Raw genomic sequence first — 13,792 nt, 5'->3', positions numbered from 1 at the left:
CATGAGCAGCTCGGGCAGCGGTGTCGTGAACGGTGGCGTCTCGTTCTGGTACGCGGACGACGGTCTTCCGGCGGTGCGGGAGCCGCTGTGCGGGGACGCGTCGGCCGATGTCGTGATCGTCGGTGCCGGGTACACGGGCCTGTGGACGGCGTACTACCTGAAGAAGGCGGCCCCGTTCCTGCGGGTGACCGTCCTGGAGCAGAAGTTCTGTGGCTACGGCGCCTCGGGCCGCAACGGCGGCTGGCTCTACAACGGGATCGCCGGCCGCGACCGGTACGCCCGCCTGCACGGCCGGGAGGCCGCCGTGCGGCTGCAGAAGGCGATGAACGACACCGTGGACGAGGTGATCGCGGTCGCGGAGGCGGAGGGCGTCGACGCGGATGTCCACAAGGGCGGTGTCCTCGAGGTGGCCACCACGCCGGCCCAGCTGGCGCGGCTGAAGGCGTTCCACGAGCACGAGCTGTCGTACGGGGAGAAGGACCGGGAGCTGTACGGGGCCCGGGAGACGGCCGCGCGGATCAGGATCGCGGACGCCGTCGGTTCGACCTGGACTCCGCACGGCGCCCGGCTGCACCCGGTGAAGCTGGTGAAGGGGCTCGCGGCCGCCGTGGAGGCGCTCGGGGTGACCATCCACGAGTCGACGCCGGTGACGGAGATCCGGCCCAAGCACGCGGTCACCCCGTACGGCACGGTGCGCGCGCCGTACATCCTGCGCTGCACCGAGGGCTTCACGGCCGCCCTGCAGGGCCAGAAGCGGACCTGGTTGCCGATGAACTCCTCGATGATCGCCACCGAGCCGCTGACCGGGGAGCAGTGGGCGGCGATCGGCTGGGACGGCCGGGAGACCCTCGGCGACATGGCGCACGCCTACATGTACGCCCAGCGCACGGCCGACGGCCGGATCGCGCTCGGCGGACGGGGTGTGCCGTACCGCTTCGGTTCCCGCACCGACAACGACGGCCGTACCCAGCGGGCGACGGTCGAGGCGCTCCGGGAGATCCTGACCCGTTTCTTCCCGTCCCTGGCGGGCGTCGGGATCGAGCACGCCTGGTCCGGTGTGCTCGGTGTTCCGCGCGACTGGTGCGCGACGGTGATGCTGGACCGCTCCACCGGCCTGGGCTGGGCCGGTGGCTACGTCGGCTCGGGTGTCGCCACCACGAACCTGGCCGCCCGCACGCTGCGCGACCTGGTGCAGCAGGACTCCGGCCAGGGCGGCCGCACCGAGCTGACGGACCTGCCCTGGGTGAACCACCGGGTCCGCAGGTGGGAGCCGGAACCGTTGCGCTGGCTCGGTGTCCAGGGCATGTACGCCACCTACCGCGCCGCCGACCGCCGTGAACGTCTGCGTCCCGCCGCGGAGTCCTCCCGGCTGGCCAGGGTGGCGGACCGGGTGGCCGGGCGGCACTGAGGCGGCGGTGGCCGCGCCCCTGGGCTCAGGCGCGCGGCGGTGGCCGCGCCCCTGGGCTCAGGCGCGTTCGAGGTCGAGGGCGGGCCGGTCGAGTATCAGGGACACCGCCGTGACCGCGCTGGTGAAGGACACCTCCGACAGCACGCCCGGGGCCGCCACCTGGTCGCCCACGAGGTAGACCCCGTCGCCCCGGTCCACGGCGGGCCGGTCCCGCCAGGTGCTGCCCGGCAGATCCACGGCCCCCGTACGGCCGTCAGCCACGGCCTCGCGCCGCCAGACGGCCCGCTCCCGCCAGCCCGGGAAGCCCGCGTCGAGGAGTTGCTCGGCCCGGGCGATGCCGTCGGCGCGGGACTCGCCGGGCCCGATCGGGAGCTGCCCCTGGAGCAGCTGCTCCCCGGTCGGCGCGAGGGTCCGGTCCTGTGCGGTGAACCGCTGGATCCAGCCGGGCGCGTCCAGGTCGGAGACGACGAAGGGGTCCGCGCGGCGGGTGCGTACGGCGAGGTCGAGCAGGACCGTCCGGCCGCTCGGCCAGCTCAGCGAGTCGTCGCGGAGCAGCCGCCGGGCGGCGGGCAGGGAGGTGGCGACGACGACGGGCGCGCCGGCCGGCAGTTCGTCGACCCGGGACAGCGTCTCGATCCGCACCCCCAGGTTCCAGGCCCGCGCGGCCATCCGGTCGATGAGCGTGCCCCAGCCGCCGCGCGGATAGTGCGCCTCCGGCGGCAGCTTGGTGGCCCGGCGCAGCCGCTCCTGCACGAAGGCCGCGGACAGGATGCCCGGGTCGTGGTGGAAGAGGGTGACGGCGGCGTAGTTGGCGGCGGCCCGGGCACCCTCCGTACCGGCGACGGTGGCCGCCCAGCTGAGGAAGTCGATGTCGACGGGTGCCCGGCAGGGTTTGAGGCCCAGCAGTCTGAGCATGGCGAGGGGCGGTGTGCGGCGCAGGACGCCCTGGTGGCGCAGTCGCAGCCGGGAGGCTTCCAGGGGCGGGACCGGGGCCAGCGGTCCGATCAGGTCCCGCCGCCTGAGCCAGGACCAGTGCAGGCCGCCGTTGTAGAGGGCGTGCGGGCCTTCGTTGGTCCGGTACGGTCCCTCGGCCGTGCGGGCCCGTCCACCGAGGGTGTGGTGAGCCTCGTAGACGGTGACCTCGGCGCCTGTCTCGGCGGCGGCGATGGCGGCGGTGAGTCCGGCGAAACCGCCGCCGATGACGGTGATGCGGTGCATGGGTGGGGTCTCCCTCGGTCGGTTCACCTGGTCCGGCCCGTCGGTTCGACCGGTCTGTCAGGTACGACCGCTCGGACCCCCGGAATGTGACGTTGCAGGTTCACCGTCCAGGCCTTGCCGGCTCAGGGCGGTTGTCAGTGGCGGGGTGCAGCATGGGGGGCATGGCGAGGAGAGCGATGCGCGGCCGGCCCGCGGGCCCGGCGGCGGTACGGGGTGCGCGACGGCCCGAGGTGCGGCTGCCGCCCCTGAGGCCGTGGCCCGGGCCGGCGCTGGAGCCGGACGGTGACTACGACGGGCTGGAGTTCCGGGAGGCGGACCTGGCCGGGCAGGACGGCGTGGGTGCCCGGTTCATGGACTGCGCGCTGACGGGCTGCGTGGTGGACGAGACGGGCCTGGGCCGGGCCCGGGTGCTGGACTCGGTCCTGAGCGGACTGCGCGGTGTGGGCACCCACCTCGCGGAGTCCACGTTCCGTGACGTCGAGGTGGTCGACGCCCGCCTGGGCGGCACCCAGCTGCACGGCGCCGTGCTGGAGCGGGTCGTGGTCCGCGGCGGCAAGCTCGACTTCCTCAACTTCCGCGAGGCCCGCCTGAAGGACGTGGTCTTCGAGTCCTGTGTGCTGGTCGAGCCGGACTTCGCGGGCGCGAGCCTGGAGCGGGTGGAGTTCGTCGACTGCGCCGTGCGGGAGGCGGATCTCGGCGGTGCGACGCTGAAGGACGTGGACCTGCGCGGGGCCGCCCCGCTGGAGATCGTCCGTGGCCTGGACCGCCTCTCCGGCGCGGTGATCAGCACGGGTCAGCTGCTGGACCTGGCGCCGGTGCTGGCGGCCGAGCTGGGGATCAGGGTGGAGGGGTGAGGGCTCAGGGCAGGCGGGGGAAGCGGGCCTGAAGCGTCCAGACGGCCGGGTTCTCGGCCAGGTCGTCGTGGAGGTCGGTCAGGTCCGCGAGCAGGTCGTGGAGGAAGTCACGGGCCTCGCGGCGCAGTTCGCCGTGGGAGAAGCTGAGCGGGGACTCCTCGGCGGGCGCCCAGTCGGAGGTGATGTCGACCCAGCCGAAGCGCCGCTCGAAGAGCATCCGGTCGGTCGACTCGGTGAAGTCCAGCTCCGCCCGCTGCGGCCGGGCGGCGCGTGAGCCCAGCGGATCCCGGTCCAGCCGTTCCGTGATGTCGCACAGCGCCCACGCGAAGTCGAGCACCGGCACCCATCCCCAGGCTGTGGACAGTTCCCGGTCCGTCTCGGTGTCCGCGAGGTAGACGTCCCCGCAGAACAGGTCGTGCCGCAGCGCGTGGACGTCCGCGCGGCGGTAGTCGGTCTGCGGTGGGTCCGGGAACCGGTTGGAGAGGGCGTAGCCGATGTCGAGCACGACAGAGATGGTGTCACGCTCACCGGTACACCCCTGCTCGGGCGTACCGCACCCCTCTAAGATCAATGACATGTCCAGGTCTGTGCGCCTTGTCCCGGCCGTCGTGGCCCTGCTCGCTCTCACCGCCACCGCGTGCCAGGGTGGTGTGCACGGCGCTCCGGGCGGCTCCGGCGTACACGATCCGTACTTCCCCAGGGCCGGCAACGGCGGCTACGACGTCGGCCACTACGCCCTCACGCTCGGCTACGCCCCCGCCACCCGTCACCTGACCGGTACGGCGGTGATCACCGCCCGTGCCACCCGGGACCTGTCCGCCTTCGACCTCGACCTCGCCGGGCTCGACGTCGAGTCGGTCACCGTCGAGGGCGCGAAGGCCCGCTGGAACCGCACCGGCCAGGAACTCACCGTCCGCCCCCACGACGACCTCAGCAAGGGCGAGACCTTCCGCACGACCGTCCGCTACTCGGGCACCCCGAAGACCCTCACCGACCCCGACGGCTCCGAGGAGGGCTGGCTGCCCACCGCCGACGGCGCCCTCGCCCTCGGCGAACCCGTCGGCTCGATGGCCTGGTTCCCGGGCAACGACCACCCGTCCGACAAGGCGACCTACGACATCACCGTCACCGTCCCCAAGGGCCTCCAGGCCGTCTCCAACGGGGAGTTGACCGGCCGGAGCGACGAGGGTGGCCGCAGCACCTACCGCTGGCACACCGCTCAGCCCATGGCGAGCTATCTCGCCATGGTCGCGATAGGCCACTACACGATCAAGCGGACCGCGGGCCCGCACGGCCTGCCCGTCCTCACCGCCGTGGACCCGACGCAGACGAAGGCGAGCGCCGGCGTGCTCGCGAAGATCCCCGAGATCCTCGACTGGGAGGAGTTCAACTTCGGGCCGTACCCCTTCGCCTCCGCCGGCGCCGTCGTCGACCGGCCGCACGACGCCGGATACGCCCTGGAGACCCAGACCCGGCCCGTCTTCCCCGGCGCCCCCGACACCGGCACCCTCGTCCATGAACTCGCCCACCAGTGGTACGGCGACTCGGTCACGCCCGCGTCCTGGCGGGACATGTGGCTCAACGAGGGCTTCGCCACCTACGCGGAGTGGCTGTGGGAGGAGGACCAGGACGGCAAGAGCGCCCAGCAGACGTTCACCGAATACTACGAGGGCGATCACGAGGAGATCTGGGCCTTCCCGCCGGCGAAGCCCTCCAGCGCCGCGCACATCTCCGGCAGCCCCGTGTACGTGCGCGGCGCGATGGTCCTCCAGAAGATCCGCCGGAAGGTCGGCGACGATCTCTTCTACGACATCCTGCAGGGCTGGGCCGCGACCCGCCGCCACGCCACCGCGAGCACCGCCGACTTCACCGCGTACGTGGAGAAGCAGGCCCCGGGCAAGGACTTCACGGGTATCTGGAAGGACTGGCTGTACGGCGACGGCAAGCCGTCCCGTCCCTGACCGCGGTCGGGGCTGCGACCGCCGGATCGTCCGTGACCGCCGGCCTCGTCGGCTCGGTGGCCGCCGGCCCGGTGCCGTGCCGCCGGTGCCTCAGCGTTCCCACTCGTCCAGCAGCCGGGCGAGGTCCGGCGGCCACACCGGCTCCGGTTCCGCGGCCAGTTCCCGCCTGCTCCACCACCGCCAGGCGAGGATGCCGTCGGCGGCGTGCGCGGCGGCGAGCCGGGGGCCGGCCGGATCCCGGCGCGGGCCCCGGGTCACGTAGACGTACTCGTGCTGGCGTACCGGTACCGCGTGCATGAAGTCGTGTTCCCAGGTGCACAGCAGCGGGCCGGGCTCCAGGTCGGTCCAGCCGGTCTCCTCGGCCAGTTCCCGCAGGGCGCCCTCGCGCGGGCCCTCGCCGGGCTCCAGGCCGCCGCCGGGCAGGGCCCAGTGGACGCCGACCTCGGCGTTGTCGTAGCGGAAGAGGAACACCGCGCCCTCGGGGTCCACGACGGCGATGCGGGCCGCCTGCCGGGGCGTGCGCAGCACCTTGCGCAGGACGGCGCAGGGCCGGCCGAGGGCCTGGTCGGGGCGGTGGTCGAGGAACTCGTAGCCGAGGGCGGTCCAGAAGGCCAGGCCCTGCGCGTTGCCGTCGAGCACGGCGAGCCGTACGGCCATGGCGCCCGCGGCGCGGAAACGGTTCTCGACCAGTTCCGCGAGGGTGCGGCCGTAGCCCTTGCCGTGCTCGGCCGCGTCCACCATCAGCAGCCCGATCCAGGGATCGGGGTCGGCGGGGTCGGGGTGGCGGGCCAGGGTGACGGCGATCGCGACCAGGCGGCCTCCGGCCCGGGCGAGCAGCACCTCGGCGCCGGGATGGGCCAATTCCTCGGCGAGCACCCGGGCCACCTGCTCCGTGCCGATGTCGTCCGGGTCCGGGAAGTCCCCGCTGAGCGCGTGGAACGCGCGGTTGGAGGCGAACAGGGCCGTCACTTCGGTGAGGAGCGCGGCCGGGATGTCACCGCCGGCGGACAGAGGTTCGATGATCACCCGGGCACGGTAACGCGGGACCACGGCGCGCCCGGCGGCTTTCCCGGATCTCCGGGACCCGCCGGAGCCCCGGTCCCGGCGGGATGCCGCGACCGGGGCTCCGCCGACGCCGGGGGTGACCCCTGCTCGAAAGCGGCTCGCGTGAGGTGTCAGACGTTGACGCCGAAGTCCTGGGCGATGCCGACCAGGCCGGAGGCGTAACCCTGGCCCACCGCGCGGAACTTCCACTCCGCGCCGTTGCGGTACAGCTCGCCGAAGACCATCGCGGTCTCGGTGGCGGCGTCCTCGGAGAGGTCGTAGCGCGCGATCTCGGCACCGCCGGCCTGGTTCACGATGCGGATGTAGGCGTTGCGGACCTGGCCGAAGTTCTGGCCGCGGTTCTCGGCGTCGTAGATGGAGACGGGGAAGACGATCTTGTCGACGTCGGCCGGGAGCGCGGCCAGGTTGACGTTGATCGCCTCGTCGTCGCCGGAGCCCTCGCCGGTGCGGTTGTCACCCGTGTGGACGATGGAGTTGTCCGGGGTCTGCTTGTTGTTGAAGAACACGAAGTGGGCGTCCGAGTAGACCTTGCCCTGCGTGTTGACCGCGATGGCGGACGCGTCCAGGTCGAAGTCCGTGCCGGTGGTGGTGCGGACGTCCCAGCCGAGGCCCACGGTGACGGCGGTCAGGCCCGGAGCCTCCTTGGTGAGCGAGACGTTGCCACCCTTGGACAGGCTTACAGCCATGTTGGGAGTCCCTTCCTTAGATATCCCTGCACGTATGTGCCGACGAAGCTACCGTCACCGGGAACAACGTGGAGAGGGGTCCCGGTGGTTCCGGATCCCTTTACCTTTTTTACCCGCCTCGGCGAAAACCGGGTGACGTGGGACTGGCGCGGCCGGGAACATGGGACGCATGTCCGGGCCCTATTTCATCCGCGGTTCGGTCTCGCTTCCCGAGGCCGAGCTGATCTGGCGTTTCTCGCGGTCCTCCGGGCCCGGTGGGCAGCACGTCAACACCAGCGACTCCCAGGTGGAGCTGCGTTTCGACCTCGCGGGCACGGAGGCGCTTCCACCGGTGTGGAAGGAGCGGGCGCTGCAGCGGCTGGCCGGCCGGCTCGCCGACGGTGTGCTGTCCGTACGGTCCTCCGAGCACCGATCCCAGTGGCGTAACCGCGAGGCCGCCGCCGTACGCCTCGCGGCGCTCCTCGCGGAGGCCACCGCGCCGCCGCCCAAGCCCCGCAGGCCGACCCGCATCCCCCGCGGCATCAACGAACGCCGGCTGCGGGAGAAGAAGCAGCGCTCGGAGACGAAGCGGGGGCGTACCGGGCGGGACTGGGGCTGACCGGTCCGTTCCGGTCCCCGGCTCCCCTCGCGGCGCGTCCGTCACATCCGCGGCGGCCGAACCGTCATGCAGACGAGGGAGCACGGAACGCGCGCGGGAGAGGCCGGACCAGCCGATGAGCGACCAGCACGGGAACAGCGACCAGCACGGGAACAGCGACCAGTACGGCGGCCACGACCAGCACGGGGGCGACGAGCAGCAGCACGGCGACCGCGACCAGCACGGGGGTGGCGACCAGCGCGGAGGTGACCGGCGCGGCGCCGGGGACGATCTGCTCGCCGGGCGGTTCGAGGCGTGCCGCGGGCACCTGCGGGCCGTCGCCTACCGGATGCTGGGCTCGACGGCCGAGGCCGAGGACGCGGTCCAGGAGGCGTGGTTCCGGCTGAGCCGCTCCGGCGGTGACGAGGTGGAGAACCTCGGGGGCTGGCTGACGACCGTGGTCGGCCGCGTCTGCCTCGACATGCTGCGTTCGCGCCGCTCCCGCGGCGAGGAGCCCCTGGACACCTGGTGCCCGGCCCCCTCCGACGAACCGGACCCCGCGCAGGACGCCGTGCTCGCCGACTCGGTCGGGGTGGCCCTCCTGGTCGTCCTCGACATGCTCTCGCCGGCCGAGCGGCTGGCCTTCGTCCTGCACGACCTGTTCGGGGTGCCGTTCGAGGAGATCGGCACCGTCATCGGGCGCAGCCCGGCCGCGGCGCGCCAGCTCGCCAGCAGGGCCCGGCGCCGGGTGCGGGGCGCCGACGCGCCGGACGCCGACCTGGTCCGACAGCGCGAGGTGGTGGACGCCTTCCTGGCCGCCGCGCGGGAGGGTGACTTCGACGGCCTGCTGGCGGTGCTCGACCCTGACGTGGTGGCCCGCGGCGAGTCCGGTGTGACCAGCGGCGCGCGGGGGGTCGCCGCCGGCGCGACGAGCTTCGCCCGGCTGGCGGGCACCGCGCGTCCGGCCCTGATCGACGGGGCGACCGGCCTGGTCGTCCTCGACGGCGGCCGTCCGGAGCGCGTGCTGACGTTCGCCTTCGTCGCCGACCGCATCACGGTCATCGAGATCGTGAGCGACCCGGCACGGCTGGCCCGGCTCAGCATCGAGGCGGCCTAGCGGACCGGACGCCGCCGCGTGGCCGGCCCGGCTCGGCGTCGGGGCGGCCCAGAGGACCGGACGCCGCCGGATCCGGCCGGGGCCAGGCGACGCCGGGCGGGTGGGCGTACGCCTCGGCGAGGGACTGCACGACCGGTGACACGGCGTGTTCCTGATCCGGGCGGACGCGGATGGCGACGGCGCTGTCGAAGTTCCCGGGGGTGACCGCTTCCAGACGTGGTGTCATGCGCGCACCCTGGGCGGCCGGATCGCGCGGTGACCAGGCGATATCGGTCTCAGCCCAACTGCCGGTAGCGGCCGCGGAAGTAGAGCAGCGGCCCGCCCTCCGTGCTCGGCACCTGCGCGGTCAGGACCCGGCCGATGACCAGGGTGTGGTCCCCGGCGGTCGTCCGCTGCTCGGTGCGGCACTCCAGGGTGGCCAGCGCCCCGCCCACCAGTGGGGCGTTCGTGACCTCGCCGCGGGCGTAGGCGATGTCCTCGAAGAGCAGCCGGTCGCTGATGCGGCCCTTCATGGCGAAGCGGCCCGCGATGTGCCGCTGGCTGTCGGCGAGCACCGACACCGCCCACAGGGGCTGCTCGTCCAGCAGGTCGTCCATCCGGGAGCCCTCGCGCAGGCTGACCAGGACCAGCGGCGGGTCGAGGGAGACCGACATGAAGGCGGTCGCGGTCATGCCGACGTCCTCGACGCCTGGCGCCTCGGGGTCGTCGGGGTCCAGCGGCGGTTCCTGCGCGGTCACCAGGACCACGCCCGCCGCCAGCCGGGCCATCGCGGTCCGGAACTCGTCGTCGCTCACCCCCTCAGCATGCCCAAAAGCGGTGGAGGCGGTGGGAGAGGCAGTGTTCAGCACGCCGGAAACGCTAGTCTCCGCTTTCCGGGAACCGCATCGGGCCTCCGCCCTAGCCTGGTCCTACGACCTGCGGACGACAGCCGTGTGCAACTTGTGCGCGAAACGGTAAAAGATGCGTTCCGGAAACGCACAAGCAAAACGCAGAAACTCCACTCAATTGTTCACGTTCTCCTGTGACTTGAGTCACAAGGGGCAGGAATTGTTGACCCTGTGTACCGAGTGGGCAGCGCGCTGTGATTCAGTGGCGGGGGAGCCGCAGACACACCGTAAGAGCCGCCGTAACGAAGCGCCGAAGACAACCCTTGATTCGCTGCGAGGTCTCGGGGGGAGGGCGAGCATGGAGACCGAGTCGGAGCCGTATGTCCGCCTTGCGTCCCTGCGACAGCTGCACCAGGTCATGGCCGACATGAACACGGCACGCAGCCTGGCGGACACACTGCAGAGCGTCGCCGACGGCGCCGTGAACGCCCTCGGGTACGAGATGGCGTGCGTCAACCTCGTGCGTCCCGACGGCGACCTCGTCGTCGCCGCCTTCTCCGGGAACTCCGCCGCCGAGGCCCTGATCACCGGCCGGGTCGGCCCGCGCGGGTCCTGGGAGCGGCGGCTGAACATGGGCGAGTGCTGGGGCGACCTGGTGTTCATACCGCACACCGAGGGCTGGGTGCTGGACGACGACGACGTCCCGCAGTGGCACACCGACGGGCCCGAGCCGCGCTTCGAGGACGAGTGGCACCCCTCCGACCGCCTCTTCGCACCGATGTACACCCCCGGCGTGCAGGGCGGCGCCTCCGGTGAGCTGCTCGGCGTCATATCCGTGGACCGGCCGCGCAACGGCCGCCGCCCCGGTGCCTGGGGCCGCGAGGCGCTGCAGATGTACGCCTTCCAGGCCGCCATCGCGATCAGCAACGCACGGCTGCGGGCCAACATGCAGCGGGCGCTGGTCCGGCTGGAGCGTGAGCAGCAGGCCCTGCGCGCCAGCGAGGAGTCCTTCCGGCAGGCCTTCGAGTACGCCCCCTCCGGCATGGCCATCGCCGAGATGGGCGGCGACCAGCACGGCCGCATCCTGCGCACCAACGACGCCCTGTGCCGGCTGCTCGGCCGCCCGGCCTCCGCGATGCGCCGCTACTCCTTCTCCGACCTCGTCCACCCCGAGGACATCGGCACCCTGCTGCGCACCTCGGCGGAGGGCGGCCGCGCCGAACTCCGGCTCGGCCGCCGGGACGGCAGCTACGTCTGGGTCTCCCTGCGCAACAGCGTCGTCGCCGACGCCGCCGACGGCCCCCGCTTCCTGCTCACCCACGTCGAGGACATAGAGGAGCGCAAGCGGCGTGAGCTGCAGCTCGCCCACCGTGCCTCGCACGACTCCCTGACCGGCCTGCCGAACTCCGCAGAGCTGCGCTCGCGCCTGTCGGCCCGGCTGTGCCAGCGCCTGACGCACACCGGCTCGCTGGAGTCCCTGGACGCGGCCTACGGCCACCCCGCCTTCGACGCCCCCGCCGGCCACGGCTTCGACTTCACGCCGAGCGCGGAGGCGTACGACGCCTACGACCACCATGTGCACACCGCCGCCCCCGAGGACGGCCGCGACGACGGCACCAAGGGCCTCGCGGTCCTCTTCTGCGACCTGGACGGCTTCAAGTCGATCAACGACCGCTTCGGGCACAACGCGGGCGACGCGGTGCTGATCGAGGTCGCCCGCCGGCTCTCGCACGGTGTCCGTGACGGCGACACGGTGGCCCGGCTCGGCGGCGACGAGTTCGTGATCCTCGCCGACGGTCTCGGCCGGGCCGACGCCGAGGACCTCGCCGTACGGCTGCGCAACGAGATCATCCAGCCGATCCGCGCCGAGGGGCGGGCCGTCCGGGTGGGCGCGAGCTTCGGCATCGGCTGGGCGCACTGCGGGATGACGGCGGACGAGGTGCTGAAGTCCGCCGACGAGCGGATGTACGTAGAGAAACGATCTCGTCCCAAACAACATCGACGCGCCGGATAACCCGCAGGTCAGCGGGGTTGTGCGAGCTGAGTCACCCGTTTGGGGCAGCGAGAGCGGGTAGGCTCGCCATTCCATACCCGTACCGCATCCGCACGCACCTGTTGAGGAGTACCAAGGGATGACGCCCGGCGACAACGGCGCGAGCACGCCCGAGGACGACGACCCGTTCGGCTACCTGTACGCAGACGGCCAGGCACGGGGAGCCCAGCCGCCGTCCGGCGGCGGTTACGGCTACCCGAACTCGGTCAGCAGGGTGCGTGCGGTCGGCGAGCGCTCGTACGGCCAGCAGGCGCAGTACGGCCAGCAGCAGGCGACCTACGGCCAGCCGACCGTCCCGCAGCAGGGCGCCTACGGCCAGCCGAACGCCCACTACCAGGCCCCAGAGACCCTGCCCGGCGGCCCCGCGGGCCGGCAGCCCGCGCCGCCCACGGGTGGCGGTCGCCGCGGTCCGAACACCAAGGGTCTGCTGATCGGCGCGATCGCCGTGGTGGCCGCGGTCGTCATCGGCATCGGTGTGGCGATGATCAACGGCAACTCGGACGACGACAAGTCGGGCAACGAGGGGGGCGGCACGCCCAGCCAGTCCCAGAGCGGCGAGCCGAGCCCGTCGGGCAGCGGCGCGGCGACCGGAGAGCTGCCGAAGAACGACGCCGTCAAGCTGCAGCTGGCCGGCGGTGCGGCGGGTGCCTCGGACGTCAAGGGCGCGAAGTCCTCGGACGGCAGCTATGTGACGGGCCTGAACCAGCCCGGTGCTTCGCTGACCTGGACCTTCGACGGCGTCCCCGAGGCCGGCAAATACAGCGTCTATGTCGGCTACAGCGTGCCGGGCAAGGACGCCACCGCGACTCTCACGGTCAACGGAACGCAGTCCAAGGCCAAGTTGCAGAACTGGGCGCACGCCCCCGAGGGCAACTACGAGAAGGGTTGGACGCGCAGCTATAACTGGATCCAGCTCAACAAGGGCAGTAACACCGTCTCCATCTCCTGTGGCCAGGGGAACCAGTGTGACGCCCTGATCGACCGGGTGTGGCTGGTGAAGGGCTGGGTCGGCAGCTGACCTCGCGGCGGGTGTGCCGGAATCCCTAGGCCGCGCTGGTGTCCCCGGCCACCGTCACCCGTCCCAGTAGTTCCTCGTACGTCGCGCGGTCGAATTCGCCCGCCACGGGTGCCCGCACGGTCGCCGTGGACAGCGCGATCGCCCGGGACAGGCGGGCGGGCCAGGGGAGTTGTTCCACGAGGCCCGACAGCAGGCCCGCCACCGCCGAGTCGCCCGCGCCGGTCGGGTTGCCGTGGACCCGGGTGGGCGGGAGCGCGCGCCAGCGGCCCTCGGGGGTCACCGCCAGCAGGCCCTGTGGGCCGAGGGAGGCCACCACCGCGTGGGCACCGCGGCGGCGGGCGTCCCGGGTGGCGCGTGACGGCTCGTGGGAGCCGGTGAGTTCGGCCAGTTCCTCGGCGTTCGGCTTGATGATGTCGGGGCGGGCGGCCACCCCGCGGCGCAGCGGTTCCCCGCTGGTGTCCAGGAGGACGGGGACGCCGGCGGAGCGGGCGCCGCGGACCAGGTTCGCGTAGGCGCCGACCGGTACCCCCGGCGGCAGGCTGCCGCACAGGGCCACCGCCGAGGCGGCGGGCAGGAGTTCGTCGTAGCGGTCCAGGAAGGCGCCCCATTCGGTGGGCCGTATCTGCGGACCCGGCTCGTTCAACTGGGTCGTGTCACCGGAGAGTTCGTCCACCACGGCGATCGTGCGCCGGGTCGCCCCGGCCACCGGCACCAGCGCGTCCGTCACCCCGGGGGTGTCCGCGAGCCGGTCGCGCACCGCGCGTCCGGTGCCACCGCCCGCGAACCCGGTGACCGTCACCTCGTGCCCCAGCGCGGCCAGCACCCGGGCCGCGTTCACGCCCTTGCCGCCCGGCCGTTCGGCGACGCCGAGGACGCGGTGCGAGGTGTGCGGCCGCAGCGACCGCACGCGGTAGGTGAGGTCGAGTGCGGTGTTCAGTGTGACCGTGAGGATCACCCGGGCCGACCTCCCTCGAAGTCCGTGCGCCTGTCTTCGGTTTCCGGGGCCCC

Annotated in this window: 13 protein-coding genes and 1 pseudogene; 7 read left to right on the top strand and 7 right to left on the bottom strand. The window is 72.7% G+C overall.

What is annotated here, in order from left to right:
• The first annotated feature begins 1 nt into the window (after position 1).
• Positions 2 to 1,408, top strand: coding sequence for an NAD(P)/FAD-dependent oxidoreductase (locus ACGFT2_RS11245; RefSeq protein ID WP_393276008.1), 1,407 nt, complete (start codon positions 2 to 4; stop codon positions 1,406 to 1,408).
• A 57-nt stretch (positions 1,409 to 1,465) separates the two neighbouring features.
• On the opposite strand, the gene ACGFT2_RS11240 is transcribed toward ACGFT2_RS11245, so the two are convergent.
• Positions 1,466 to 2,626, bottom strand: coding sequence for an NAD(P)-binding protein (locus ACGFT2_RS11240; RefSeq protein ID WP_393276006.1), 1,161 nt, complete (start codon positions 2,624 to 2,626; stop codon positions 1,466 to 1,468).
• Positions 2,627 to 2,787: 161 nt separating this feature from the next.
• On the opposite strand from ACGFT2_RS11240, the gene ACGFT2_RS11235 reads away from it, so the two are divergent.
• Entirely contained in the window at positions 2,788 to 3,480 is a 693-nt protein-coding gene (locus tag ACGFT2_RS11235; RefSeq protein WP_393276003.1) for a pentapeptide repeat-containing protein, read from the top strand.
• A 4-nt stretch (positions 3,481 to 3,484) separates the two neighbouring features.
• On the opposite strand, the gene ACGFT2_RS11230 is transcribed toward ACGFT2_RS11235, so the two are convergent.
• Entirely contained in the window at positions 3,485 to 3,985 is a 501-nt protein-coding gene (locus ACGFT2_RS11230) for a hypothetical protein (protein WP_393276339.1), read from the bottom strand.
• A 70-nt stretch (positions 3,986 to 4,055) separates the two neighbouring features.
• Between ACGFT2_RS11230 and ACGFT2_RS11225 the strand changes: the two genes are divergently transcribed.
• Positions 4,056 to 5,441 carry a M1 family metallopeptidase gene (locus tag ACGFT2_RS11225; RefSeq protein ID WP_393276000.1) on the top strand — a complete coding sequence of 462 codons (1,386 nt, stop codon included), beginning with the start codon at positions 4,056 to 4,058 and terminating at the stop codon, positions 5,439 to 5,441.
• A 90-nt stretch (positions 5,442 to 5,531) separates the two neighbouring features.
• Here the strand turns inward: ACGFT2_RS11225 and ACGFT2_RS11220 are convergent, their stop codons facing one another.
• On the bottom strand, positions 5,532 to 6,467 hold the full coding sequence (locus ACGFT2_RS11220) for a GNAT family N-acetyltransferase (protein ID WP_393275998.1): 936 nt from the start codon (positions 6,465 to 6,467) through the stop codon (positions 5,532 to 5,534).
• Positions 6,468 to 6,616: 149 nt separating this feature from the next.
• Positions 6,617 to 7,192, bottom strand: coding sequence for a TerD family protein (locus ACGFT2_RS11215; protein ID WP_393275995.1), 576 nt, complete (start codon positions 7,190 to 7,192; stop codon positions 6,617 to 6,619).
• Positions 7,193 to 7,352: 160 nt separating this feature from the next.
• Here ACGFT2_RS11215 and arfB point away from each other — a divergent pair, with 160 nt between their 5' ends.
• Together arfB and ACGFT2_RS11205 are read left to right on the top strand one after the other, a co-directional pair.
• Complete coding sequence (gene arfB, locus ACGFT2_RS11210; RefSeq protein ID WP_393275992.1) at positions 7,353 to 7,790, top strand: alternative ribosome rescue aminoacyl-tRNA hydrolase ArfB; 438 nt, start codon at positions 7,353 to 7,355, stop codon at positions 7,788 to 7,790.
• A gap of 115 nt (positions 7,791 to 7,905) precedes the next feature.
• Positions 7,906 to 8,886 (top strand): sigma-70 family RNA polymerase sigma factor, encoded by a 981-nt coding sequence (locus ACGFT2_RS11205; protein ID WP_393275989.1) that lies wholly within the window; start codon positions 7,906 to 7,908, stop codon positions 8,884 to 8,886.
• 76 nt (positions 8,887 to 8,962) lie between these two features.
• Here ACGFT2_RS11205 and ACGFT2_RS11200 read toward each other — a convergent pair.
• A pseudogene (locus ACGFT2_RS11200) lies at positions 8,963 to 9,112 on the bottom strand (GNAT family N-acetyltransferase); the annotation flags it as partial.
• 49 nt (positions 9,113 to 9,161) lie between these two features.
• Positions 9,162 to 9,734, bottom strand: coding sequence for a flavin reductase family protein (locus tag ACGFT2_RS11195; RefSeq protein ID WP_393275986.1), 573 nt, complete (start codon positions 9,732 to 9,734; stop codon positions 9,162 to 9,164).
• 337 nt (positions 9,735 to 10,071) lie between these two features.
• On the opposite strand from ACGFT2_RS11195, the gene cdgB reads away from it, so the two are divergent.
• A complete protein-coding gene (gene cdgB, locus ACGFT2_RS11190; RefSeq protein ID WP_393275983.1) occupies positions 10,072 to 11,727 on the top strand; it encodes a diguanylate cyclase CdgB in 1,656 nt (551 codons plus the stop codon).
• Between the two features lie 118 nt (positions 11,728 to 11,845).
• Complete coding sequence (locus ACGFT2_RS11185; RefSeq protein WP_393275980.1) at positions 11,846 to 12,784, top strand: carbohydrate-binding protein; 939 nt, start codon at positions 11,846 to 11,848, stop codon at positions 12,782 to 12,784.
• Between the two features lie 25 nt (positions 12,785 to 12,809).
• Here ACGFT2_RS11185 and ACGFT2_RS11180 read toward each other — a convergent pair whose 3' ends face one another.
• The gene (locus ACGFT2_RS11180; protein WP_393275977.1) at positions 12,810 to 13,739 is read right to left on the bottom strand and encodes a 1-phosphofructokinase family hexose kinase; all 930 of its coding nucleotides are present in this window, start codon (positions 13,737 to 13,739) and stop codon (positions 12,810 to 12,812) included.
• Positions 13,740 to 13,792 lie beyond the last annotated feature (53 nt).

Origin of the sequence: Streptomyces sp. NPDC048514 (assembly GCF_043199955.1) — a bacterium.
In the GTDB taxonomy this organism is placed as follows: Bacteria; Actinomycetota; Actinomycetes; order Streptomycetales; family Streptomycetaceae; genus Streptomyces.
This window is presented reverse-complemented; position numbering and strand designations above follow the sequence as displayed.

What these genes read in the sequence shown, in the direction of transcription:
- ACGFT2_RS11245 (WP_393276008.1), top strand. Translation starts at nt 2, where the DNA reads ATGAGCAGCTCGGGCAGCGGTGTCGTGAACGGTGGCGTCTCGTTCTGG.
- ACGFT2_RS11240 (WP_393276006.1), bottom strand. Translation starts at nt 2,626, where the DNA reads ATGCACCGCATCACCGTCATCGGCGGCGGTTTCGCCGGACTCACCGCC.
- ACGFT2_RS11235 (WP_393276003.1), top strand. Translation starts at nt 2,788, where the DNA reads ATGGCGAGGAGAGCGATGCGCGGCCGGCCCGCGGGCCCGGCGGCGGTA.
- ACGFT2_RS11225 (WP_393276000.1), top strand. Translation starts at nt 4,056, where the DNA reads ATGTCCAGGTCTGTGCGCCTTGTCCCGGCCGTCGTGGCCCTGCTCGCT.
- ACGFT2_RS11215 (WP_393275995.1), bottom strand. Translation starts at nt 7,192, where the DNA reads ATGGCTGTAAGCCTGTCCAAGGGTGGCAACGTCTCGCTCACCAAGGAG.
- arfB (WP_393275992.1), top strand. Translation starts at nt 7,353, where the DNA reads ATGGGACGCATGTCCGGGCCCTATTTCATCCGCGGTTCGGTCTCGCTT.
- ACGFT2_RS11205 (WP_393275989.1), top strand. Translation starts at nt 7,906, where the DNA reads ATGAGCGACCAGCACGGGAACAGCGACCAGCACGGGAACAGCGACCAG.
- cdgB (WP_393275983.1), top strand. Translation starts at nt 10,072, where the DNA reads ATGGAGACCGAGTCGGAGCCGTATGTCCGCCTTGCGTCCCTGCGACAG.
- ACGFT2_RS11185 (WP_393275980.1), top strand. Translation starts at nt 11,846, where the DNA reads ATGACGCCCGGCGACAACGGCGCGAGCACGCCCGAGGACGACGACCCG.